This window comes from Pseudomonas sp. GYB4201, from assembly GCF_056312595.1.
Genome location: NZ_JBWGIG010000054.1, coordinates 16,731 through 40,229 on the forward strand (window position 1 = coordinate 16,731; position 23,499 = coordinate 40,229).

Consider the following 23,499-nt stretch of genomic DNA (forward strand, 5'->3'; position numbering starts at 1 on the left):
GGGGCTGGCTATTTGGGGTAGAGCGGCGGCAGCGCGCCGTTGTCGCCGACGGGCGCCTGCACGGCTTCGCTGGCGGGGATGGTGCCGATGGCGCGCCACAGTTCCTGGCCTTGCCAGTGCTGGCCGCTTTCGCTGTACAGCGCGCCGTTGAGGCCGTCCAGTGCGTCGGACAGCGGCACGAAGCGCGCGGCCATGTCGGCCAGGGTCTCGGGCTGCTGCCGCGCCCAGGCGTCGAGGGCCTGGCGGGTGGCCTGGGGGTCGTTGGCCAGGCAGGCGCGCTTGAGGTCGTCCAGCAGCGTGCGCGGGCTGGGGCCGGCCTGCGCCACGCGGGCCACGGCGGGTTGCGAGCGTGCACGCCACCACAGCACGAAGCCGGCCAGGGTGGTCAGCGCCAGCACCAGGGTGCTCAGCTGCCACGGCCACAGCAGCGGCGTGGCGGCACTGCTGGCGGCCGGGGTGTCCACCGTCAGGGTCGGGTTCTGCGCCACCTGCAGGGTGCGCGCCGGCAGGCTGGTGTGGTCCAGGTGGTCTTCCTGGGTGTTCCACCAAGTGACGTCGATGGCCGGCACCTCGATGCTGCCTTCGCGCGCCGGCACCAGCGCCTCGCGCTCGTCGCGGCTGCCCACCAGGCCGCGTTCGTTGACCAGGTTGCTCAGTTGCGGCTGGTCGGGGTAGCGGCGCAGGGCAATGTTGTCGGTGCCCGGCAGCGGCGGCAGTTGCGCGGCCGACAGGCCCTCGGCCTTGAGGCTGAGGGTGCGGGTCATGGAGTCGCCCACCTGCAGGTGGTCGGGCTCGGGGTTCCAGCTTTCGCTCAGGGCCAGGCTGTGGGCCGGCAGCCAGGGCGCGTCGGTGGGGTAGCTGGCGGGCTTGGGCTTGACGGTCAGCTCCAGCTGCGCCGAGGTCACGTGCACCAGCTTGCCCGGGTGCGGGCTGTTGGCGTCCTGGCCGGCGGGGGCGGGTTCGACTTCGGTGGCGCTGAAGGTCAGCGGCGGAATCTGCAGGCTGCCGCTGTGCTGCGGGTAGATGGCGTAGCGGCTTTCGATGACGCCGTGGCGAATGCCGTTGATGAGCTTTTCGTAGGTGCGGGTGTCGCCGACCGGCTCGATGCGCGCGTCGGCCACCTGCAGCGGGGTCATGTTGCTGTCGTCGTACAGCGCCACCGAATGGTAGACGCGTACGGTGAGCACGGCCTGGGCCTGCACGTAGACGCTGTTGGTGTCCAGGCTGGCCTCGATGGACACCGGCGCCTCGGTGTTGGCGTCCGGCGCCTGGCTGGCCAGCACCTGCACGCTGATGGCCTCGCTGTGCAGGTCGCCCACCTGCAGCGAGGGGATGTTCAGGGTGCCGGCGCGGCGCGGCGCCAGGGTAATCAGCCAGCGGGTGGTGGCCTCGCTGTCGCCGCCCAGGGTGCGCAGCTGGTTGACCTGGCGGGTGTCGCGCACCTCGAAGGCGGCGTCCAGGCCGGTCAGGTCGGGCTTGCCGAACTGGGTGACGTCACTGGTTTCCAGGGTCAGCACCAGGGTCTCGCCCACGGCCAGGCGCGCGCGGTCGACGCTGGCGGTGAGCGCGGCGGCGTGGGCCTGGCTGGCCAGCACGGCGAGCAGCAGGGTGAGGGGCAGGACGCTTGCGCGACTCATCGGGTCTTTTCCTGATGTTGTTGCTGTTCATACCAGAATTTGCGCCGCAGCAGTTCCGACGGGTTGTCGGGAATCTGCCGCAGCCATTGCTCCAGGGCCTGGCGCTGCTCGTCGTTGAGGTCGCCGTCGGTGGGCGGCGGCGGGGCGAAGATCGGCGTTTGCGCGTCCGGCGTCTGGCTGGTGGCGGCGGTGCTGTCAGTATCGCCTGGCGTGGGGTTGTTGCCGGCCTTGGCCTGGTCCTGGGGCGGATGTTGTTCGGTGTCGGCCGCCTGCTGGGCGTTGTTCTGCGCCTGCTGCGCGGCGGCGTCGGACTGGGCGTTTTGCGCGGGTGCAGTCGTGGCCTGGTTGTTGGCGGCGTCCCGTGCTGCTTGCGCCGCGGCGTCGGCGGCGGCCTGGGCCTTGCGTTGCTCCTCGTGCAGCAATTGTTCCACCAGCGCCTTGTTGCGCAACGCCGGGGCCAGGTCGGCCTGGCGCTCCAGGGCCTGGTCGTAGGCATCCAGCGCCGCTTCCAGCTCGCCGCTCTTGGCCAGGGCGTTGCCGCGGTTGTAATGGTCCTGGGCCTCGTTGCCTTGGGCAAAGTGCTGGGCGGCGGCCGCATAGTCGCCGGCGCGGTACAGGGCAATGCCCTGCCACTGCGGGTCTTCGAAGTGCTGCGCGGCCTCGGCTGGGCGCTGTTGCTGCAGCAGGCGCTGGCCTTGCTGGTCGGGGCGCAGCCACAGGTCGTCCCAGCTGGCGGCAAAGCTGTGCTGCGGCAGGCACAGCAGCAGCGGCAGGCAGAACAGCCAGCCGCGGCGCCCGGCGCAGGCGGCCAGCAGCAACAGCGGCAGCAACAGCCAGTAGCCCTGGTCGGCCCAGCTGTCGAGCTGTACGGTCTGGCCGGTGCTGCGCAGGCTCAGCGGGCCATCGAGCAGGCCCAGTTCGCCGAGGTCGTCGTCTTCCAGGTGCGCCTGGCGGTACAGGCCACCGACTTCGCCGGCGAAGGTCTTCAGGCCGATGTTGTCCAGGCGCGGTAGCAGGATGGCGCCTTGGGCGTCCTTGAGGTATTCGCCCTGTTCGTCGCGCACCGGCGCGCCGTCGCGGGTGCCGATGCCCAATATCAGCAAGCGCGGGGCGTCGCGGCCCAGGCGCTGGACGATGCCGTCGCGCTCGGCGTCGCTGAGCGACGAGCCGATCAGCAGCAGGCGGCCCTGGCCCAGCCCGGCCTGGTGCAGCAGGGTCAGGGCCTTTTCCACGGCCAGGTCGGCGCGGTGGCCGCTTTGCGGCATGATCGCAGGCTTGACCGCGTCCAGCAGGTTGCGGCTGGTGGCCAGGTCATCGGACAGCGGCACCAGCACGTGGGCGGAGCCGGCGTAGACGATGATCGCGGTCTGCGAGTCGCGGCGCGCCTGCAGCAGGTCCAGCAGCTTGCGCCGGGCCTGTTCCAGGCGGCTGGGGGCGACGTCGGTGGCGAGCATGTCCGGGGTCAGTTCCAGCATCACCACCAGCGGGTCGGCGGGCTTCTGGCTGGTCTGTTCCACCCGCTGCCAGCTGGGGCCCAGCAGCGCCAGGGCGGCCAGCAGCCAGGCCAGGCCAAGGACGACCCACGGGGTCTTGCTGCCGCGCCCGTGGGCGCCGTTGAGCAAGATGGCGTGGAAGGCTGGCGGCAGCAGCACCTGCCAGCGCCCGGCGCGTTTTTCCCGGTGCCAGACCTTCCACAGCAGCCAGCCCAGCACGGGCAGCAGCAACAGCCAGGCGGGCCGGAACCAGTGGGGCCACAGGGCGATCATCGGCGCCTCCGCAAGCGCAGGCGCTTGAGCCGTTCACGCCAGTCGCTGCTGGCCGGCAGGAAGTGCCGGCGCGCCAGCAGGCGTTGCCAGCGGGCGTCCGGCCATTGCTCGCGCACCACCAGCAGCAGGCTCATCAGCAGCGCCGCCGCCAGCGGCCAGCTGTACAGCGCCTGGGTAGGGCGGGCCTGGGTGGGTTGCTGGGTCACCGGTTCCAGGCGGTCGAGGCTGGCGCCGATGGTCTTCAGCTGCTCGCCGTCCTTGGCGCGGAAGTACTGGCCGCCGGTCAGGCGGGCGATCTCGGTGAGGCTGGCCTCGTCCAGGTCCATGCTCGCGTTGATGCCCAGCATGCCCAGGGCGCCGTCCTCGGACGGGTCGGCGCCGATGCCTATGGTGTAGATCTTCACGTGTTCCTCGGCCGCCAGTTTCGCCGCGGTCAGGGGGTGGATCTCGCCGCCGTTGTTGGCGCCGTCGGTGACCAGAATCAGCACGCGGCTCTGCGCCGGGCGCATGCGCAGGCGTTTCACCGCCAGGCCGATAGCGTCGCCGATGGCGGTGTTCTTGCCGGCGATGCCAATGCGCGCCTCGTCCAGCCAGGTGCGCACGGTGTGGCGGTCGAAGGTCAGCGGCGCCTGCAGGTAGGCCTGGCTGCCGAACAGGATCAGGCCCACGCGGTCGCCCTTGCGGTTTTCCAGGAAGTCGCCGAGCAGGCGCTTGACCAGGGTCAGACGGCTGACGTCATCGCCTTCCCAGTGCATGTCGGGGTAGTCCATGGAGCCGGACACGTCCACGGCCACCAGCAGGTCGCGGCCGCTGGCGGCGATGGGCAGCGGCTGGCCCAGCCATTGCGGGCGGGCGGCGGCGCCCAGCAGCAACAGCCACAGCAGCACGAAGGGCGCCTGTTGGCGCCAGGTGGGCAGGCTCATGCGCGCGCGGCGCTTGGCCAGGCCTTCCAGCTCGTCGAGGAAGCTGACTTTCAGCGCCGGCTCGCCGCTGTCGGCCACCGGCAGCAGGGCGCGCAGCACCCAGGGTAGCGGCGCCAGCAGGAAAATCCACGGCCAGGCGAACTCAAACATGTTTGCGGATCCAGGTCTCGACCGACTGGTTCAGGCCCTTGATGGCCTTGTCGTCGAGTTTGCATTCGGGCTTGTAGGCGCCTTCCACCAGCACCATCCAACGCGTCAGGCCGGCGGCCGGGCAACGGTTGTCGAGGAACGCCAGCCACTGCCGGCCGTTGAGGGTGTGGCTGTTGGCGTTGGGGTAATGGTTGCGGCACAGGCGCTTGAGCAGCGCGTTGATCTGCTGCAGCCAGGCGCCGGCGGGCGCGCCGTCGTAGGGCTTGGGCAGGCGCGCCAGTTCGTCCAGGGCGTTCTGGCGCACCGGGTCCAGTGGCTGCTCCACCGGCGCTGCGGCCTTGCGCTTGGGCAGGAAACGGCGCAGGCGCCACAGGCCCCAGCCCAGCACCGGCAGCAAGGCCAGCAGCAGCCACCAGCCGGGGGCGGGCGGCCACAGGCCCGGCGGCGGCGGGGTGATCAGCGGTTGCAGGTCGTCCAGGCTGCTCATTGGCTTTTGCCCGGTTTGTGCGGGTTCAGGTATTCGCGCAGCTGTTCGATCATTTCGCTCTGGGTGCTCAGGGGCATCATCAGGATGCGCAACTTCTGCGCCAGCCGCTCCCAGCGGGCAATGCGCGCCTCGCCCTGGGCGCGGTAGGCCTGGCGCAGCTCGGGGTTGAGGGTGTCGAGCTCCAGTTGCGCGCCGCGCTGGGCGAAACGCAGCAGGCCGGCGGCCGGCAGGGCGTGGTCCAGCGGGTCGGACAGCGGCAGCAACAGCAGGTCGCAGTGGCGCGACAGCAGGCTGAGCTGCTGTTCGGCGGCGCTGCTCAGGGCGCGCTCGTCACAGATGATGAAGGCCAGGCTGCCGGGGCGCAGCACCTCGCGGGCGCGGCGCAGGGCCATGCTCAGGGCTTCGTCGTCGTGGCGGCTGTCGGTGTGCAGCGACTGGTTGACCCGCACCAGGCGGTTGAGCAGTTGCAGCAGGCTTTGCTTGCTGCGCCGCGGCTTCACCTCGTAATACTCGCCGTCGCCGTACACCAGGCCGCCGATGCGGTCGTTGTGGCCCAGCGCGGCCCAGCCGATCAGCGCAGCGGCCTGGGCGGCCAGCACCGACTTGAACATCAGCCCCGAGCCGAAGAACAGCCGCTGGCTCTGTTCCACCAGGATATAGATAGGCCGCTCGCGCTCTTCATGGAACAGCTTGGTGTGCGGCTCCTGGGTGCGTGCGGTCACCCGCCAGTCGATGCTGCGCACGTCGTCGCCGGCCTGGTACACGCGCACCTGGTCGAAGTCCACGCCGCGGCCGCGCAGCTTGGAATGGTGCAGGCCGATCAGCGGGCTGCGCTGGCCGGGGGTGGAGAACAGCTGCACTTCGCGCACGCGGTGGCGCATCTCGATCAGCTCGGCGAGGCTGATGCGAGTGCCGGGTGCGGTAGGCGCGGGCACGGACATGTTGGTCAAGCGACGGCGACGACGTCGAGGATGCGCTGTATCACCCGGTCCTGGTCGATGCCGGCGGCTTCGGCCTCGAACGACAGGATGATGCGGTGGCGCAGCACGTCGAACAGCACCGCCTGGATGTCCTCGGGGCTGACGAAGTCGCGCCCTGCCAGCCAGGCGTGGGCCCGCGCGCAGCGGTCCAGGGCGATGGAGCCGCGCGGGCTGGCGCCGTAGGCGATCCACTCGGCCATTTCGGCGTCGAACTTGCTCGGGGTGCGCGTAGCCATCACCAGCTGCACCAGGTATTCCTCCACGGCGTCGGCCATGTACAGCCCGAGGATTTCCTTGCGCGCGGCAAAGATGGCCTGCTGGCTGACCCGCCGCTCGGGCTTGGTCTCGCCGTTCAGCGCCTCGCCGCGGGCCTGCTGGAGAATGCGGCGTTCGACGGCGGCGTCAGGAAAGCCGATTTTCACGTGCATCAGGAAGCGGTCGAGCTGGGCTTCGGGCAGCGGGTAGGTGCCTTCCTGCTCGATGGGGTTCTGCGTGGCCATCACCAGGAACAGCGGCGACAGCTCGTAGGTGCTGCGCCCCACGCTGACCTGGCGCTCGGCCATGGCCTCCAGCAGCGCCGACTGCACCTTGGCCGGGGCGCGGTTGATTTCGTCGGCCAGCACCAGGTTGTGGAAGATCGGCCCCTGCTGGAACACGAAGCTGCCGGTTTCCGGGCGGTAGATCTCGGTGCCGGTGATGTCGGCGGGCAGCAGGTCGGGGGTGAACTGGATGCGGTGGAACTGCGCCTCGATGCCTTCCGCCAGTTCCTTGATGGCCTTGGTCTTGGCCAGCCCAGGCGCGCCCTCGACCAGCATGTGGCCGTCAGCCAGCAGCACGATCAGCAGGCGGTCGATCAGTTTTTCCTGGCCGAGGATCTGGGTGGAGAGAAAGGTTCGCAGCGCGATCAGCGCTTCACGATGTTCCATCGATGAAGGTTCCTGGAGAAGGTGACCGGTGCGTCAAGATAACGCCCGGGCCGGGGGCATTACTTTAATCTATCCGGGCCTTGCAGGACTAACGCTGGCGGTAAAATCTTTGTGCATTGCCGAAGGCGCCACAGATCTCGTAGCCGCTGCCACCAGGCTGCGCTGGCCCTTGAGTGCACCGAATATCTGCAGTGGGGCATAGGGCCAGCGCGGCCTGCGGCAGCGGCTACAGGGCTAGTGCCGTTCGCGCTCGTAATTGTCCAGCGTATCGCTGGCAATCAGCCGGCCCAGCTCGATCAGCTCCGGCGCCTTGTAGAACTCGAAGAACCGACACACGCGCTTGGGCACGTTGATGAGGATGTCCGGCGGGTAGCCGGCGATCTTGTACTGCGCCAGCGAGGTCTGCATCACTTCGAAGCTCTGGTTGATCAGGTCCAGCAGGGACGCCGGGCCGACGTTATCGACGATGATCGACCCCGTGGCAGAGCTGGGCGCACCATCTTCCTCGGGCGCGACGGCCGGCTGCTGGGCGTTGGGCGACGCCGCGTCGGCCAGCCACGGGTTGGGCAAAATCGCCGCGGCAGGCTTCAGGGTTTCCTGCTCCAGTTGCAGCAAGGCCTCGGCCTGCTTGCGCCGGAACGGCAGGTGCGAGCCCAGGGAGCTGAGCAGCGCGTTGAAGCGCTGCTTGAACGCCGCCGGCCGTTCGATCACCGGCAACTGGTATTGCTTCTGGTTGGTGGAGTTGAGGTTCACCGCGATGATCAGGTCGCAGTGGCTGGACACCACCGGCACGATGGGCAGCGGGTTGAGGATGCCGCCGTCCACCAGCATGCGGTTGCCCTGGATCACCGGCGTGAACAGGCTGGGAATCGCCGCCGAGGCGCGCATGGCCTGGTGCAGGCAGCCTTCCTGGAACCAGATCTCCTGCTGGTTGGTGAGGTCGGTGGCCACCGCCGTGTAGGGAATGCGCAGGTCCTCGATGTTCAGCTCGCCGACGATCTTGCGAATCTGCCCGAACACCTTTTCGCCGCGAATGGCCCCCAGGCGAAAGCTCACGTCCACCAGGCGCAGCACGTCGAGGTAGTCCAGGCTCTCGATCCAGTTGCGGTATTCGTCCAGCTTGCCGGCGGCATATATGCCACCCACCACCGCGCCCATTGAGCAGCCGGCCACACAGCCGATCTCATAGCCCCGGCGCTCGATTTCCTCGATCACGCCAATGTGCGCATACCCCCGGGCGCCGCCCGAGCCCAGTACCAGTGCGACGCGTTTCTTCATGCTGGAGCCCCCCGGAGCGTGGCGTTGCTTGGTGGGTTCACAATGCGCCATTGGGTGGGGGCGGGACAAGGGTGGGGCGGGGGTGTTTCCATTTTTTGTTTCGGCAGCGGCTGGGCCGCTGGATGGAACCCAAGGCTGGCGACGCCGACCGATCAGGCCATGGCGCGTTGCAACAGATGTAGGAGCCGACCTTGGTCGCGATGCGCCGCGCGGGCGGCGCTCGATCTCAAGAGCGGCAAGGCAATATCGGCTACCACCTGGCGGCCGTCACACGGTCATCATTCGGCCCCATTCGAGAGTCAACAAGGTTCCGAGGGTGAGGATGATTGTCTGAATCACATCGTTACCTTGGCTGGCTTTCGCTCAGGCCACCCAAAAAAATCAGTGTCCAGCTTCATGGGTGGCTGCATTGGCGAGTGCCTCCAACATCAGTGCGGATGGAATGACCAGATCGTTGGTGAGGTATGGCTTGTAGCCATAAGCCGTGATAACGGCTTTGCAGGAAATGCTCTGCTGCTGATGAATGATTGGTATGAAAGCGGAGTAGCTATTCAGGTCGAGCTGGGAGCCATCATCGAGGGTGAAGTAAAAAATCAAATCAGCGTAGTAGTTGAAAGCCCGGCAAGCGGTTCGTGGCGTTGCGTGGATGATGCCTTCAGCCTTTGCCTTGAGTGAGTGCCGATGGGCGAAATTTCGACTTCCATCGAGCGAACATATGAATACGGGTGTCAACTGACTAGTTGGGTCACTCAGGTTGAATATATTCGATAGGTTTTGATCGGCGCTGAAAGCCAGCCTGATCAGGTTGTCCTTGCTGATGCTTAAGCTTTTCGCGGTAAGGCGTGCGGCTACCGTTGGCGAGCTTGTGGTGCAGCTCGCGCATAAGGTCGTGGCGAACATCAACGCGATTCGAAACGTCACGGCACGGCTGAAGCCGAAGCAAATTTGTTTGGAACGTCTCACAGCAGATTTCCTGCGGGCATCAGCATGGCGCTGATTGCTTCTGGGTCAAAGAGCAGTGCTTGAGTGCGCGGCCCCACTCTCGTATATCGAGTTTTCAAGGTCTCTGAATTTCCCGCAGCAGATCGTCTGTTGGGATGAACATGGTGTTGGTTTTATACGGCTTGAAGTACAAGGCCTTTATTTTTACGGTGCACCCAAGGGCGCTGGTTTTTTTTAATAGAGGGACTAATTTGGCGTTCTCGATGAGGCTTTCTGAAGTGCCATTGTCGTGGGTTTCGTAATAAAGGGCGTCGGTCTTGAAGTGGAGTTTGTCTTGGTAGGTGTCGTCGCGCTCTATCGTTCCAACCAGGGTTTGCCTATATGGCCCCTCATCCGAGGCTGATGCCGTATTAATGGCGCACTCGAAGGATTTGTGGGTGGTTTCTTCTCCCTTGGAAAGGTTGTAGATACCCAAAATGTCAGTGTCGGCTGTGTAGTAAATGGTGTACATCATGGGGTTTTTTCGTTGTACGCCTGCATAGTTCAGGTTTGCCGGCTGTTTGTAGTTGTCCTGCACGCACCCTGCGCACAGTAAAGGAATTATCCAGGTGATAAGGTTTTTTTTCATTGTTGTAGATCCTGGGCGATAGCGTCCGTGGTGATGTCTCGCGCGCTTTTGCCTTCGGCGATAGGGCTAATGAACATACTCGCGGCATCTGCATGGTTGATGTCCAGCGTGATGTTTATGGTGGGGCCAGAGGAAATGATCCAGCGTTCACCGAGTGAGGCTACAAAGTCGCTTGCGTTGCCGTTTTTGGCTTGGGCTCGGATATTTATCCACTGTTCCGCTTTTGGGGTTGGGGTGGTGCCGTAAATTTTGGAAGAGAATTCAAGGATTGAGCTTTCCCCGACAGGGTCCAGAGTGACAAGTAGTCGAACTGTATACCCGTGGCTGCTCAAATAATTTGAAAGGTGTGCGCCATTCCAGCCACCCAGGCTATGGCCGATTATGTAGATTGGCGTACTTTTGCTAGGGATGGAGGGGAGGATTAGGCTGGAAATATTTTTTTCCCCAAACGCTTCGTAGTACCCGAGGTAGCTTGCCGTGTATCGGGGGAAGCGAGCCAGAAGTCTAGGTTGTAGGGTGTTTTCCAGCACCCTTTTAACATCGACGACGTTGTAGTTGGGGCCGTCAAAAAGAAATCTTTTTTTATCTCCTGCGCCACCGATGAAAAAGACAACGACTTTTTTTGAGGGGACGGGCACCACTTTGATTGTCGAGTCGTTGGCGGCCGTGAGTGTATGAGTTGCCGCCAAGCTTGCGGTGTTCCCATTAGGCAGTGTAATGCGTTCGGCTTCCATGCTTCTCAGTGCTCCAAAAATACTTTTAACGTTTCCGCCAAATGTGAACTCACCACATGGGTATACCCCAGCGCATCACTCACCCCATGCTCAATACTCCCATCTGCCCGCTGAATCCCATACCCATGGTTCGCCATCGGCTCCCCTGTCACCTCATCCACCAGCTTGATCTTGTCGCTGAAATAAACCGGCATCGGCGACAGCCCGCTGAAGGGCGCCGGGGTGAAGGTGTCGCCAATGATGATGCTGCTGGCGCCCGCCGTAACGGTGTTGCCATGCGCACCCACGCTTCCTACCGTGGCCGCGTTGAAGCCGTTGATGAAAACGGTAGAGGAGACGCCACTGGTAATGGGGCTGCCGCACGCCGAGGTGTCGTTCAGGCGCGCCGCGCCCAGGCCTTCGAAGATGACATCGGAAGAGCCGGTGACGATCGAATTTGTGCCGTGGCCAGAGACAGGGCAGGCGGTGGGATCGGTGATGCGGGCGGCGGGTTTGCCACTCATGTACAAGGTCCTTCTTGGCTGTTTAAAGGGGGCGGTAAATATCGACCGGTGCGTTGGAAAGGCGCCAGGTTTCGTCCTTGGGGTTGTAGAGGGCCCGGTGTTTTTGTTGCATTGGCTTGAGCTTTGTTAGCGCCTGCCAGGCCGTGAAGGTGCAGTCGCCCATCGCTTCGGGGTTAAAGTGATCCAACTGATTTAGCCAGGTGTTGTAGTTGGGCATGCCGACGCTTTGGTAGGCATCGAGCAGCGTTTGAGTCACCTCTTCGCCCCAGTGCAAACACCTTCCAGCGACCCATGGGCCGGTGTTGGCGTGTACGAACCAGCCCAGGCTCTGCAGATCATTTCCAGCGAGGTAGGGTGAATTTGGCTCGGCGCCAAATCCGCAAGCAAGGAACACGTTTAGCCAGCCGTTGTGCTTGCTAATAAAATCGGTGGGATCGAGTTGCGCTAGTGGCAGAACGTGGTAGCCGCTACTGGGCATCGTGCGCGCCACCAGTTCAGCATCCAGTCGTGAGGCAAACGCTCTTATGGCTTGGCCGGCGCCGCAGGGTGTGCAGAAAATATCAACAGGCTGGAGTGTTGGATTGTCGCTGAAACCCGTGGGACGTACCAATCCATACAAACGCAGCGAGGTTCGCAGGCCGCTCGGATGGGCAAACCTATAGTCGTGCGGAAAGGGCGCGATGCTTGGTGTTGGGTGCATCAAAAAATAACGTCCATGTAAATTGCGCGGCGCAGCATGCACCAACGGCAGGGGCGCTTCAACTGTTCAGGATACATTTTCATGGGAGTAGCGTTTCCCCCTGATGGATTGGAAAATGGGCTGCCGTGGAAGTGGCGTAGGTTGATGTGCAAAGAATCATGCCGGCGTTGGGGGACCAGTGATGTAGGGATAGTTACCTAGATAATTAGGAAAATTCCCAAAATTCTGGATTTAGGGGTCGAACTTAAGGTCTGGGTGGTAAAGGCAGTGTGCAGGGGAGGCGTTGGCCTACAAACGCCGCCAATGCAGGGGTTGCTCCGGTTTGGGGGCAGGCCTACCCTTTCGCTCGCCGCAACACATTGCGGCCGGGTTTGACGGCCTGTTCATCCTTCTGAAGAAAGCAGTAACATTCGTTACTTTGCCAGCGACTGCGTTCGCCCTTGGCAAAGTGCAATGGCAACTGTGCGTGGGGCGCTCCCGGAGCGCGCTGGGTGTTCTTCAGAATCTGGTCCGTCAACCCGCGTACAGCTGCCACCTAATTCGTTTGACGGCGATTCGTGGCAGCTCTCATTCTTTTCTGGAGAGTTTCATGTACCACAACGACACCCCATGCACCGAACACGTCCCCTTCGGCAAATCCGAACAGGAGGGCGAGTACCTGTTCGCCATCCAGGCGGGTATCCCCTTGCTCGAAGCGCTGGAGCAAGCCGCCCTGGCCATGCAATGCGCCACGGCCATCAATGAAGAGTTGGCCTTGGGCGACTTCCACGACGACCGCCGCCTGCGCTGGGCGGCTGTGCGCCTGGGGGAGCGGAGCGCAGCGCTGGTCGACGCCTCCATTCAAGGCCTGCTCGCACACCGCGCCGGCGCCGGGCACTAGGCTGGCGTAGCCGCTGCCGGTAGGCTGCGCTGGCCTTCATGTGCGCTGGAGATCTTCAGCGGGGCACAGGGCCAGCGCAGCCTTCGGCAGCGGCTACGGTGCGAACCTTTCAGGCCATGGCGCGTTGCAACCGATGTAGGAGCCGACCTTGGTCGCGATGCGCCGCGCGGGCGGCGCTTGATCTAAAGAGCGGCAAGGCAGCATTGGCGGGCACCTGGAGGCCGTGGCGGAATCTTCGAAGAGTCCCCGGTGCGCCTGCCGTGAAACCGCATCCTGGCTCAAAGGTGCATGCCTTGGTTTTTCCATGGCTCTTCAGATCGAGCGCCGCCCGCGCGGCGCGACGCAGCCTGGCGGCAGCATCTACATTTGTTGCAACGTGCCATGGCCTGATGGATAGGCATTGCCAGTCTTTAGCGTTCGACATCAGAACGGTGGCTCCCCCCACCCTCAACACCACGCTGGCTTCCAAGGCCCTGCTACGCTACTTTCACGGCACTTTTTCCCTGGCCCAGCGTCTGAGCCAGCATCCAATACCGTATTTTTTTGAGGTGTCACTCCATGAAAGCCTGGATCTGCGTGCCGTTGTTTGCCTTGGCTCTGACAGGTTGTGCCGGCAAGACCGCCTACCGCGACACCTGTGCCACGCAGCTGGATGCCGCCTGGCACGAGCTGGACCTGGCCAAGGCCGAAGGTTTCGCCGGCACCGTGAGTTATTCCAAGGCGCTGTCGCTGTTGACCGGCGCCAAGACCCAGCAGCAGTTCGAGGCCTTTGACGGCTGCACCGAGAAGGCCGAGAAGGCGCGGTTCTACATTCGCGAGTCGCGCGCGGGGCGCTGACCGGTGCGTTAGCCGCAGGCTTTGGCCGGTTCGATACGGAGGGGTTGCATGATGCACAGCCAGTTATCCGCCTGCCTGGAAGCCGTGAACGAGGTGCTGCTGGGCAAGCAGCACCAGGTGCGCCTGGCCCTGACCTGCCTGATTGCCGGGGGGCACCTGCTGATCGAGGACTTGCCCGGCATGGGCAAGACCACCCTCAGCCATACCCTGGCCAAGGTCATGGGCCTGCGCTTCCAGCGCATTCAATTCACCTCCGACCTGCTGCCCAGCGACATCCTCGGCACCTCGGTGTTCGACAAGGACAGCGGTCAGTTCGTCTTCCACCCCGGGCCGATTTTCGCCGAGCTGGTGCTGGCCGACGAGATCAACCGCGCCACGCCCAAGAGCCAGAGCGCGTTGCTGGAGGCCATGGAGGAGGGCCAGGTGACCATCGAGGGCGCCACCCGGCCGCTGCCGCAACCCTTCTTCGTCATTGCCACCCAGAACCCCACCAGCCAGGGCGGCACCTTTGCCTTGCCCGAGTCGCAGCTGGACCGTTTCCTGATGCGCCTGTCCCTGGGCTACCCGGCCAAGGCGGCGGAGAAGGCCCTGCTGCTGGGCGAGTCGCGCCGCGACCTGCTGCCGCGCATGGCCGCAGTGCTCGACCATGAAGAATTGGCCGTGCTGCAGCAGCAGGCCCGCGAGGTGCGGGTCAGCGACGCGCTGGTGGACTACGTGCTGCGCCTGGTGGAAGCCACCCGCACCCAGCCGCAGTTCGCCTGGGGCCTGTCGCCGCGGGCGAGCCTGGCGCTGCTGGCGGCGGCGCGCGCTTGGGCCTTGCTGCTGGGCCGCGACTACGTGATTCCCGAGGACGTGCAGGCGGTGCTGCCGTCGGTGGTCAGCCACCGCCTGCGCGAACGTGCCGACCCTACCGGCCAAGGGGGCGGCGCGCTGGTGCAGTGGCTGCTCAAAGAGGTGGCGGCGCTGTGATCGCGCGCCTGCGCCAGGGCCTGGTCCGGTGGCAGGCACGCCGCTCGCCGGTGGCGGCGCAGGTGCAACTGGGGCAGCGGCAGATCTACATCATGCCCGACCGCAGCGGTGCCGCGTTCGGCGTGGTGCTGTTGCTGATCCTGCTGGCGGCCATCAATTACCAGAACAGCATGGCCTACGCGTTGGTGTTCCTGCTGGGCTCGGTGTTCGTGGTGGCGATCCTGCACACCTTTCGCAACCTCAGCGGGCTGCGCATCAGCGGCGCCGGCACGCCGGCGGTGTTTGCCGGCGAGCACGCACGCTTCGTGCTGCGCCTGGAAAGCGTCAATCGCGAACACCAGGCTATCGGCGTGGGCTGGTCGGTCAGCGAGCTGCAAAGCGTCGACATCGCTGCGCGCAGCGCCCTGGAGCTGGAATTGAACCTGCCCACCCTGGCGCGCGGCTGGTTGCCGGCGCCGCGCATTCGCCTGCAAAGCACCTTCCCCCTGGGCGTGCTGCGTGCCTGGAGCTTTTGCAACCTGGGACAGCGGGTGTTGGTGTACCCACGGCCGCTGGAGGGCGAGCTCCCGGTGATGGCCAGCGACCTGCAGGACGTCGAAGGCGAAGGCCAGCGCGTGGCCGGGCAGGGCGTGGACGACTATCAGGGGCTCAAGGCCTACCAGCCCGGGGACTCCTGGCGGCGGTTGCACTGGAAGGCCTATTCGCGTGGCGCGCAGTTGCTGGTCAAGGAATTTGCCGACCTGCGCGGCCGTGACCTGTGCCTGGATTTCCTGGCCCTGGGTGGTGACGTCGAACAGCGCCTGTCGCGGCTGTGCCACTGGGTGCTGGCGCTGTCCCGCGAGCAGCGGCCGTTCGCCCTGCGTCTGCCCGGCCTGTACCTGCCAGTGGACTGCAGTGACGGCCACCGCGAAGCCTGCCTGCGGGCGCTGGCGCTGTACGGGCGGGCGCCATGAGTCAGGCGCCGGCCATTCCGCGCATCAGCCTGGCGTGGCTGCTGCTGGCGCAGTGCCTGGTGATCGTGCCGTTCTGGCCGCATGTGCCGGCGTGGATGATTGGCCTGTGGCTAGGCTGCACCCTGTGGCGCGTGCAGATTTTCCGCATGCGCGCCGCCTTTCCGGGCTTGTTGCTGAAGGTGGGCATGGTGGTGGCCACTGCTGGCGGGGTGTTTTTGTCCCGCGGCGTGCTGATTGGCCTGGACGCGGCGGCCAGCCTGCTGGTTGCCACCTTCATGCTGAAAGTGGTGGAGATGCGCAGCTCGCGTGACGCGCGGGTGTTGATCTACCTGGGCTTCTTCTGCGTGGTGGTGGCCTACCTGTACGACGCCAGCTTGCCGTGGGCGCTGTACAGCGTGTTGCCGGTGACGGCGCTGCTGACGGCCATGATCGGCCTGCAGCAGGCGCGCCTGGTGGCGCGGCCGCTGGCCACCCTGCGGTTGGCACTGACCCTCCTGGCCCAGGCGTTGCCGTTGATGCTGCTGTTTTTTGTGTTCTTTCCGCGCCTGGAACCCTTGTGGTCGTTGCCCATTCCCAGCAACAAATCGCAGACGGGCCTGGCGGAAAGCATGACCCCAGGCGACGTGGCCGAGCTGGGCCGCTCGCCGCAACTGGTGATGCAGGTCAGCTTCGACGGGCCGATGCCGCCACGTGACACGCTGTACTGGCGCGCCTTCACCCTGGAGCGCTTCGACGGCGCGCGCTGGAGCCAGTCGGAGCTGTCGCGCGGGCTGCCGGTGGCGCCCTGGCAGCCCAGTGGCGCGCAGTTGCGCTACCGCATCATTCAACAGCCGCTGGGCGGGCGCTGGCTGTATGGGTTGGACGTGGCCCGTACCGACCTGCCTGGCGTACGGCAAATGGCCGACTTCCGCCTGCAGCGCGTGCAGCCCCAGGATCGCCCGCTGCTGTACCAGGTGACCTCCTCGCCGCAGACCGTTCGTGACCTGCAACTGAGCGAGCCCATACGCCGCCAGGACCTGCGCCTGCCCAACGGCGGCGACCCGCGCAGCCGCCAGTGGGCCCATGAACTGCAGGCTCGCTACGCCCAGCCCGACGCACTGGTGCAGGCCATGCTGCAGCGCTTTCGCGACGAGGACTATCACTACACCCTCAAGCCCCCGGCCCTGGGCGCCGACAGCATCGACAGCTTCCTGTTCGACAGCCGCCGTGGCTTCTGCGCCCACTACGCCGGGGCCATGACTTTCGTGCTGCGCGCCGCCGGCATCCCGGCGCGCGTGGTGGTGGGGTACCAGGGAGGCGAGCTGAATCCCAGCGGCCATTATCTGACGCTGCGCCAGTACGACGCCCATGCCTGGGTCGAGTACTGGCAAGTCGGGCAGGGCTGGCGCAGCGTGGACCCGACGGCAGCGGTGTCGCCGCAGCGGATCGAGTCGGGGCCCGAGGAAGCGCTGGCGGCAGATGAGGAGTTCATGAGCGACGCGCCGTTCTCGCCCTTGCGCCTGCGACGATTTGCCTGGGCCAACGACCTGCGCCTGGGCTGGGATAATCTCAACTATGGCTGGCAGCGCTGGGTGCTGGGCTACCAGGCAGCGCAGCAACTGGACTTTCTCAACCGCTGGTTCAAGGGGCTGGCCAGCGCGGTATTGCCAGCCGGCTTGCTGGTGATGCTGGCAATATTGGCTATCGTCCTGCTAAAGCCCTGGCAACGCCCGGCCGATAGCCAGCTGCGGATTTACCAGGCGTTCGAGGCACTGCTGGCCCGTCATGGCCTGGTGCGGGCCACGGGGGAGGGCGCCGAGGCGTTCGCCCGCCGCGCCGCGCGCCAGCTGGGCGCCCAGGCGGCGGCCATCGAGGCCTTCAGTCAAACCTTCATCGGCCAGCGGTATGGTGGCCAACCGCTGGACGTTGCGGTGTTGCGTCAACAATTCAAAGCAGTGCGTGCCAGTCTTGAGGGGCTGCACCCTGCGGCGGTTCGGGAGTCGTTGTAATGTCGAAAATGCTCGATGAAGTCATCGCCCACCTGTTGGGTATCGAGGTGCGCCTGCTGGCCTGCCAGGCGCGGTTGCAGGCCGAGACCGACGCGGAGGCGCTGCACGACCTGCGCACCACGGTGCGCCGCTTGCGCAGCCTGATCCGGCCGCTGCGTGGCCTGCCGGGGGTAGACCAACTGGAAGAGGCAGCCAAGGCCGTGGGCCAGTTGACCACCCCGCACCGCGACCGCGAAGTGCTGGCCGCGCACCTGCACAAGCGCGGCCACCATGACCTGGCCCAGGTGCGCGTGGCGCAGATGCGCGGGGTGTTCCCCGCCGTCGCGGCCAGTGCCGAGCTGGGGCGCCTGATTCGCATCCTCGACGGCTTCCCGCGCTTTGCCCGCGCCGCCCAGCGGCAGAAGCTGATCGGCAACCTGCGCGGGCGCATCCAGAAGCGCCTGGCCAAGCAATGGCGCCAGCTTGAGCATGCCTTGAAAGACCCCGGCCACGACCGCCATCGCCTGCGCCTGCTGATCAAGCGCGCGCGTTACGGCGCCGAGGCGTACCCGGCGTTGGACAAGGCCGACGCCAGGCTGGTCAAGCGCCTGAAGCAGGCCCAGGCCACGCTGGGTGATTGGCATGACAACTGGCAGTGGCTGTTGCAGGTGGAGCAGCAGCCCGACCTGCTGCCGTGCCTGCATGAATGGCAGGCGGGCTTGCTCAAGGGCGAGCAGCGCAGCGACCTGGCGCTGGACAAGCTGCTTGGCGCCATGGGCCATTAAGCCGGACAAATGGCCGAAACGGCGCCTGTTGCCCCGGCGCGCGCTGGTTACCATGGAACCTTTGCGTCCCGTATCGAGGTGCCGATGAAATTTGCCGAACTGCTGGCCGCCGTGCGCCAGCACCCACAGGCCGTGACCCTGCCTGCCGAATGGGCCCAGGGCCGTGCCGGCTATGGCGGGCTGATGGCGGCGTTGCTGTTCGAAGCGCTGCAGGCCAAGGTCGGCCCGGGCCAGCCGGTGCGCTCGCTGGCCATCACCTTCGTGGCGCCGGCGCCGTTGCAGGCACCGATCAGCTTTGAGGTGGAGGTGCTGCGCGAGGGCAAGTCGGTGGTCACGCTACTGGGCCGGGCCGTGGCCGAAGGCGGCACCGTGACCCTGATGCAGGCCAGCTTCGGCGCCCCGCGCGAATCGGCCATCAGCGTTGCGGCGGAGCCCGCAGTGGCGCTCAAGCCACTGGCGCAGAGCACGGCGCTGCCCTATATCCAGGGCGTCACCCCGGAATACATCCGTCACCTGGACCTGCGCTGGGGGATTGGCGGGCTGCCGTTCACCAACAGCCCGGGGCGGCAGATGGGCGGCTGGGTGCGCCTGCGCGACGAGCCGGTGGCAGAGCCTGTGGGCGTCGCCCACCTGCTGGCCCTGGTCGATGCCTGGCCGCCCGCGGTGCTACCGCACCTGAGCAAGCCGGCGCCGGGCAGCACCCTGAGCTGGACCATCGAATTCGTCCAGCCGCTGGTGCCGCTGGGCACCCAGGACTGGTGCCGTTACTGCGCGACCATCGAGCATGCCCAGGATGGCTATGGGCACACCTCGGCGATGCTGTGGACGGCTGAGGGGGCGTTGCTTGCCATGAGCCGGCAGACCGTGACGGTGTTCGGCTGACGACAGCTGTTTTCACGCCTTGCGCAGCCCCAGCCCGGCGATCACCCCGATAACGCCCACCGCCACGGCAGGGAAACTGCCGTCCACGGCGCCTGAAGCCACCAGCAGCCCGCCCAGGCCGATCAGCGGCAGGCCGATCAGTTCGGCGGTGTGGTCGACGCTGTTGTGCCAATGAAAGTGGGGCAGGTACTTGCTCATGGTGCTCTCCTCGATGCGCTACGTTGCTGCTTGAGGTAAGCGTAGTGCGGGCCAGAGCCGGGAGCGAATGAGGGTTGGCTATGGGGGTGATAGCACGCGCCTTTGGCTGCGCCGCCGATGCCTCGCCAAACCTACAAGGCTGGCAACGCCTATCCATCAGGCCATGGCACGGTGCAACAAACCGTAGGAGCCGAGCTTGCTCGCGATGCGCCGCGCGGGCGGCGCTCGATTTCGCAAGCGCTGCAAGGCTCAAGGCATACACCTGCAAGCCACGCCGAAGATCTTCAGCGAACGTTCGGGCCAGCGCAGCCTGGCGGCAGCGGCTACGGGTTTGCGGGGTGAATTCGATGAGGTCGTCGGGAGATTGCGTCACGGCCCGCGGGTGCATGTCGGGAGAGGTGTGGCGCTCTTGAGATCGAGCGCCGTCCGCACGGCGCGACCCGGCCTAACGGCCGGTGCTACATTTGTTGCACCGTGCCATGGTCTGATGGAGAGGCGTTGCCAGCCCTTGGCGCTCGGCGAAAGAAAGGTGGTGTCTTTAAAGTTTCAGTTGGCCGATCGCTCGGTTCAGCTCTGTCGCCAGGCTGGCCAGGTCGGTGCTGGTGCTGGCCGAATCCACGGTCTGCTGCACGGTGTTTTCGGTCACGTCGCGGATGCTCACCACGGCGCGGTTCATTTCTTCGGCCACTTGGCTCTGCTGTTCGGCGGCCACGGCGATCTGGGTGTTGCTTTCGCGCATCTGCGCCACCGCGCCGGTGATCTGTGCCAGCGCCTGTCCAGCTTCGCGGGCCTGTTGCACGCAGTCGTCGGCCTTGAATGAGCTTTCCTGCATGAAGTCCACGGCGTCGCGGGTGCCGGCCTGCAGGGCGGTGACCATGGTGGTGATCTCGTCGGTGGAGGTTTGCACGCGCTTGGCCAGGCTGCGCACTTCATCGGCGACCACGGCGAAACCGCGGCCCATCTCGCCGGCGCGGGCGGCTTCGATGGCGGCGTTCAGGGCCAGCAGGTTGGTCTGCTCGGCGATGCTGTGGATCACGCCCACCACGCCGTTGATCTTCTGGCTGTCCTCGGCCAGGCGCTGGATCATCTCGGCGGTTTGCTGCACGCCGCTGGACAGGCCGGCGATGGACACCTGCACCCGGTCCACCACCTGCTGGCCGCTGCCGGCCAGGGTGTCGGCGCTTTGCGAGAGGTCGCGCGTGGCGCCGGCGTGCTGGGCGATGTGGTGCACGGTGGCGGTCATTTCGTTGATGGCAGTGGCGGCCTGGTCGGTCTCGCTCTGCTGGCCGAGCATGCCATGGCGCACCTGGCCCATGCTGCTGGCCAGGCGGGCGGCGCCCTCGTCCAGCTGCGCGGCGGTGCGCGCCACGGTGCCGACCACGCGCTGGTAGCCCGCCTGCATGGCGTTGAAGGCTACGGCCATCTGGCCCACTTCATCGGCGCCGGCCACCGGCACCCGGGCGGACAGGTCGCCGGTTTTTTCCACGTGCAGAATCACGTCCTTGAGGGTGTTGAGCTGGCTGAGCAGGAAGCGGATCAGCAGCTGCGAGGCGCCGAGCATGGCCAGCATCAGCACCAGCACGGCGCCGGCGTACTGGGCGAAACGCTCTTCGAACACCTGGGCGAAGTCCGGGCCCACGGCGCCGGGCGACAGCGCCTGCAGGTCGGCCACGCGGCCCTGTTGCTCCAGGTGGATGGCGTACAGCACCAGCAACAGGGTCGTGATGAAGGCGACCGCGTTCACGGCCCAGAATTTGTATTTGAGCGAGATGTTGCTAAGCCAGGTACCCATGGAGGTCTTCTCTGAAATCGCGGAGCATTAAAGGCAAGGTGCCATCATTGTTCCAGAAGACCATTACGCAAATGTTGACATGGGTCAAGGCAGCGTCGGCAAAGCGAAGAACGCGCGCGCGCACGCGGTGGTGTGGGCGGCCAGGTCGCCGGCGCTTTCCTGGCGATGGCGAGCCACCTCGTTGAGCACCTCGGTCAGGTACGCCGGCTCGTTGCGACCGTTCTTCGGCTTGGGCCGCAGGGTGCGCGGCAGCAGGTACGGTGCATCGCTTTCCAGCATCAGGCGGCCGCGGGGGATGTTGCCCACCAGCGGGTGCAGGTGGGTGCCGCGGCGCTCGTCGCAGATCCAGCCGGTGATGCCGATGTGCAGGTCCAGGTCCAGGTAGCTGAACAGCGCCTTCTGCTCGCCGGTGAAGCAGTGCACCACGGCGGCGGGCAGGCGGTCGCGGAAGTCCTTGAGGATGTCCAGCAGGCGCACGCTGGCGTCGCGTTCGTGGAGGAACACCGGGCGCTGCAGCTCCACGGCCAGGGCCAGGTGCTGCTCCAGCACCTTCTCCTGCTGCGGGCGCGGGGAGAAGTCGCGGTTGAAGTCCAGCCCGCATTCGCCCACCGCGCGCACCCGTGGCTGGGCCAGCAGGTCGCGCAGCTGGCGCTCGGTGTCGGCGGTCCAGTCGCTGGCGTGGTGGGGGTGGATGCCGGCGGTGCTGAACAGCCGGGTGGCGCTGTCGTCCAGGCGCTCGCACAGGGCCAGGGCCTGCTCGCTGCCGGCGATTTCAGTGCCGGTCAGCACCAGCTGCGCCACGCCGGCGGCGTAGGCGCGCTCCAGCACTGCCGCGTGCTGTTCGTCGAAGCTTGGGTTGGTCAGGTTGACGCCGATGTCGATGAGTTGCATGGTGTGCTACCTCAGGCCGCAGGCCCGACAGCATAACAGAGCGCGTGCAAGAACATTAAAGCCAAGAACTTCAAGACGTTATCGTGGTCTCTTGAGGTCGATTGAGATATCAGGCTGGAGACCCGATGCCCCGTCCCTCATTGTTGACCGTGCTGTTGCTTGCGTTGCTGGCGCCCTTGCCAGCGATGGCGCGCCTGGCCGGGCCGCCCGAAGTGGTGCACCCGGTCAAGGTTCGCGACCTGGCCGACATCCGCCAGAGCCGCGTGCTGCGCGTGCTGGTGAACCAGAGCCGCAACAGCTCCGGTGAGGTGCAGGGCGAGTGCGTGGGCGTCGAATTGCACCGCCTGCGCGCCTTCGAGCAGTACCTCAACGGCCACGCCAACACCGGCCAGGCCATCCACCTGAAGATCATTCCCCGGCCCAAGGAACAGCTGATCAGCGCCCTGCAACGCGGCGAGGGTGACCTGGTTGCGCCGGGCGAACTGGTGGACATGCCCGATACCCAACTGGTCAGCGCCAGCGCCCCGGTGGTCAACGACGTGCCGCTGGTGCTGGTGGGCGCCAAGGGCGCACGCCGCTACGGGCGTGTGGAGCAACTGGCCGGCAAGACCGTGTCCCTGCCCGCCGGCAGTGCGGCCGGCGATGCGCTGCTGGCCATCAATCAGAAGCTGGCGCTGCACAAGCTGGCGCCGATCAAGGTGGAATGGGCCGACCCCAGCCTGGCCGTGGAAGATGTGCTGGAGATGGTGCAGGCCGGCATCCTGCCGATGACCATCGTCGAACGGCCCATTGCCCAGCGCTGGGCCAAGGTGATGCCCAAGCTGATGCTCGAGCCGGGCGTGCACCTGGGGGCGCCGCGGCAGATCACCTGGTACGTGCGCAACGACGCGTCCATGTTGCATGCCAGCGTCGATCGTTTCCTGCAGGGCTACCGGGCGCCGATCGACCAGGACGCAACCCTGACCCGTGCCTATAAGGGCCTGTACCGGGTGCACAACCCGCTGGCGGCCAGTGATCGCCAGCGCCTGGAGAAACTGCGGCCGGTGCTGCAGCGCTACGCCCGCGAACAGAACATGGACTGGCTGAACCTGGCGGCCCTGGCCTACAAGGAATCCCAGCTGGACCCGTCGGTGCGGGGCGGGGGCGGCGCCACCGGGCTGTTGCAGATCACCCCCTCGGCCGCCCGCCGGGTGGGCGTGGGCAACGTGCAGAACGTGGATAACAACGTGCAGGCCGCCGCCCGCTACCTGGCCATGATCCGCAAGAAGTTCTTCGCCAGCAGTCAACTCAACGAGCGTGAGCGCATGGCCTTCGTGCTGGCCGCCTACAACATGGGCCCCGAGCGTGTGCAGGCCATGCGCGCCGAGGCCCGCCGCCGCGGCCTGAACCCCAACCAGTGGTTCTTCCAGGTGGAACGCGTGGCCATGGAACAGGCCGGCATGCCGGCGGTGAGCTACGTCAACAGCGTCAACAAGTACTACCTGGCCTACGACCGCGAGCGCGACAGCCTCGACCCCGGCGCCATGAAAGGCCGGCGCATCGCCTTCAACCGCTGACCCTTCGCCTGACCCAAAAACCCGTAGCCGCTGCCGCAGGCTGCGCTGGCCCTTACCCACGCTGGAGATCTTCAGTGAGGTAGAGGGCCAGCGCAGCCTGCGGCAGCGGCTACGCGCATTTAAAAGCAACGAATT

At 65.8% G+C, this 23,499-nt stretch carries 23 protein-coding genes; 8 read left to right on the forward strand and 15 right to left on the reverse strand.

The features are described from left to right. Positions 1-8 precede the first annotated feature (8 nt). The 12 genes from AC0Z2B_RS30175 to AC0Z2B_RS30230 all read right to left on the reverse strand — a co-directional run bounded on the left by AC0Z2B_RS30175 (position 9) and on the right by AC0Z2B_RS30230 (position 11,654). Positions 9-1,637, reverse strand: a complete 1,629-nt coding sequence (locus AC0Z2B_RS30175; protein WP_476301602.1) for a BatD family protein — start codon at positions 1,635-1,637, stop codon at positions 9-11. Next, entirely contained in the window at positions 1,634-3,403 is a 1,770-nt protein-coding gene (locus tag AC0Z2B_RS30180) for a vWA domain-containing protein (protein ID WP_476301604.1), read from the reverse strand. Before AC0Z2B_RS30180 ends, AC0Z2B_RS30175 begins: the two co-directional genes overlap by 4 nt. Beyond that, positions 3,400-4,476, reverse strand: coding sequence for a vWA domain-containing protein (locus tag AC0Z2B_RS30185; protein ID WP_476301606.1), 1,077 nt, complete (start codon positions 4,474-4,476; stop codon positions 3,400-3,402). Before AC0Z2B_RS30185 ends, AC0Z2B_RS30180 begins: the two co-directional genes overlap by 4 nt. After that, positions 4,469-4,963, reverse strand: coding sequence for a DUF4381 domain-containing protein (locus AC0Z2B_RS30190; protein WP_416423196.1), 495 nt, complete (start codon positions 4,961-4,963; stop codon positions 4,469-4,471). Before AC0Z2B_RS30190 ends, AC0Z2B_RS30185 begins: the two co-directional genes overlap by 8 nt. Further along, complete coding sequence (locus tag AC0Z2B_RS30195) at positions 4,960-5,904, reverse strand: DUF58 domain-containing protein (protein ID WP_416423197.1); 945 nt, start codon at positions 5,902-5,904, stop codon at positions 4,960-4,962. Before AC0Z2B_RS30195 ends, AC0Z2B_RS30190 begins: the two co-directional genes overlap by 4 nt. Before the next feature lie 5 nt (positions 5,905-5,909). Then, positions 5,910-6,869: an AAA family ATPase gene (locus AC0Z2B_RS30200; RefSeq protein WP_416423198.1), complete on the reverse strand. Its 960-nt coding sequence runs from the start codon at positions 6,867-6,869 to the stop codon at positions 5,910-5,912. A 234-nt stretch (positions 6,870-7,103) separates the two neighbouring features. After that, on the reverse strand, positions 7,104-8,147 hold the full coding sequence (locus AC0Z2B_RS30205; RefSeq protein ID WP_476301608.1) for a patatin-like phospholipase family protein: 1,044 nt from the start codon (positions 8,145-8,147) through the stop codon (positions 7,104-7,106). Positions 8,148-8,528: 381 nt separating this feature from the next. Further along, the gene (locus tag AC0Z2B_RS30210; protein ID WP_476301610.1) at positions 8,529-9,110 is read right to left on the reverse strand and encodes a hypothetical protein; all 582 of its coding nucleotides are present in this window, start codon (positions 9,108-9,110) and stop codon (positions 8,529-8,531) included. Positions 9,111-9,204: 94 nt separating this feature from the next. Next, a complete protein-coding gene (locus tag AC0Z2B_RS30215; RefSeq protein WP_476301613.1) occupies positions 9,205-9,717 on the reverse strand; it encodes a hypothetical protein in 513 nt (170 codons plus the stop codon). Further along, positions 9,714-10,451: an alpha/beta hydrolase gene (locus tag AC0Z2B_RS30220; protein ID WP_476301615.1), complete on the reverse strand. Its 738-nt coding sequence runs from the start codon at positions 10,449-10,451 to the stop codon at positions 9,714-9,716. The genes AC0Z2B_RS30215 and AC0Z2B_RS30220 overlap by 4 nt, the downstream gene beginning before the upstream one ends. Before the next feature lie 5 nt (positions 10,452-10,456). Next, positions 10,457-10,954, reverse strand: a complete 498-nt coding sequence (locus AC0Z2B_RS30225) for a PAAR domain-containing protein (protein WP_476301618.1) — start codon at positions 10,952-10,954, stop codon at positions 10,457-10,459. Between the two features lie 22 nt (positions 10,955-10,976). Then, positions 10,977-11,654, reverse strand: coding sequence for a hypothetical protein (locus AC0Z2B_RS30230; RefSeq protein WP_476301620.1), 678 nt, complete (start codon positions 11,652-11,654; stop codon positions 10,977-10,979). Between the two features lie 589 nt (positions 11,655-12,243). Between AC0Z2B_RS30230 and AC0Z2B_RS30235 the strand changes: the two genes are divergently transcribed. From AC0Z2B_RS30235 to AC0Z2B_RS30265, 7 genes are all read left to right on the forward strand, one after another. Beyond that, positions 12,244-12,534, forward strand: coding sequence for a DUF3077 domain-containing protein (locus tag AC0Z2B_RS30235; protein ID WP_476301622.1), 291 nt, complete (start codon positions 12,244-12,246; stop codon positions 12,532-12,534). A 558-nt stretch (positions 12,535-13,092) separates the two neighbouring features. Further along, the gene (locus AC0Z2B_RS30240; RefSeq protein ID WP_416423204.1) at positions 13,093-13,371 is read left to right on the forward strand and encodes a hypothetical protein; all 279 of its coding nucleotides are present in this window, start codon (positions 13,093-13,095) and stop codon (positions 13,369-13,371) included. Between the two features lie 51 nt (positions 13,372-13,422). Then, a complete protein-coding gene (locus AC0Z2B_RS30245) occupies positions 13,423-14,340 on the forward strand; it encodes an AAA family ATPase (RefSeq protein ID WP_476301637.1) in 918 nt (305 codons plus the stop codon). Next, the gene (locus AC0Z2B_RS30250; protein ID WP_476301624.1) at positions 14,337-15,293 is read left to right on the forward strand and encodes a DUF58 domain-containing protein; all 957 of its coding nucleotides are present in this window, start codon (positions 14,337-14,339) and stop codon (positions 15,291-15,293) included. The genes AC0Z2B_RS30245 and AC0Z2B_RS30250 overlap by 4 nt, the downstream gene beginning before the upstream one ends. After that, positions 15,290-17,281, forward strand: coding sequence for a transglutaminase TgpA family protein (locus tag AC0Z2B_RS30255; RefSeq protein WP_476301625.1), 1,992 nt, complete (start codon positions 15,290-15,292; stop codon positions 17,279-17,281). The genes AC0Z2B_RS30250 and AC0Z2B_RS30255 overlap by 4 nt, the downstream gene beginning before the upstream one ends. After that, positions 17,281-18,045 carry a CHAD domain-containing protein gene (locus tag AC0Z2B_RS30260; RefSeq protein ID WP_476301627.1) on the forward strand — a complete coding sequence of 255 codons (765 nt, stop codon included), beginning with the start codon at positions 17,281-17,283 and terminating at the stop codon, positions 18,043-18,045. The genes AC0Z2B_RS30255 and AC0Z2B_RS30260 overlap by 1 nt, the downstream gene beginning before the upstream one ends. Positions 18,046-18,129: 84 nt before the next feature. Then, the gene (locus AC0Z2B_RS30265) at positions 18,130-18,927 is read left to right on the forward strand and encodes an acyl-CoA thioesterase (protein WP_476301629.1); all 798 of its coding nucleotides are present in this window, start codon (positions 18,130-18,132) and stop codon (positions 18,925-18,927) included. 12 nt (positions 18,928-18,939) lie between these two features. Here the strand turns inward: AC0Z2B_RS30265 and AC0Z2B_RS30270 are convergent, their stop codons facing one another. From AC0Z2B_RS30270 to AC0Z2B_RS30280, 3 genes are all read right to left on the reverse strand, one after another. After that, positions 18,940-19,125 (reverse strand): hypothetical protein, encoded by a 186-nt coding sequence (locus AC0Z2B_RS30270; RefSeq protein WP_416423209.1) that lies wholly within the window; start codon positions 19,123-19,125, stop codon positions 18,940-18,942. Between the two features lie 538 nt (positions 19,126-19,663). Beyond that, positions 19,664-20,917, reverse strand: a complete 1,254-nt coding sequence (locus tag AC0Z2B_RS30275; RefSeq protein WP_476301631.1) for a methyl-accepting chemotaxis protein — start codon at positions 20,915-20,917, stop codon at positions 19,664-19,666. An 84-nt stretch (positions 20,918-21,001) separates the two neighbouring features. After that, positions 21,002-21,808: a TatD family hydrolase gene (locus tag AC0Z2B_RS30280; RefSeq protein WP_476301633.1), complete on the reverse strand. Its 807-nt coding sequence runs from the start codon at positions 21,806-21,808 to the stop codon at positions 21,002-21,004. Positions 21,809-21,933: 125 nt separating this feature from the next. Between AC0Z2B_RS30280 and AC0Z2B_RS30285 the strand changes: the two genes are divergently transcribed. Further along, positions 21,934-23,364 carry an MltF family protein gene (locus AC0Z2B_RS30285; RefSeq protein WP_476301635.1) on the forward strand — a complete coding sequence of 477 codons (1,431 nt, stop codon included), beginning with the start codon at positions 21,934-21,936 and terminating at the stop codon, positions 23,362-23,364. Positions 23,365-23,499 lie beyond the last annotated feature (135 nt).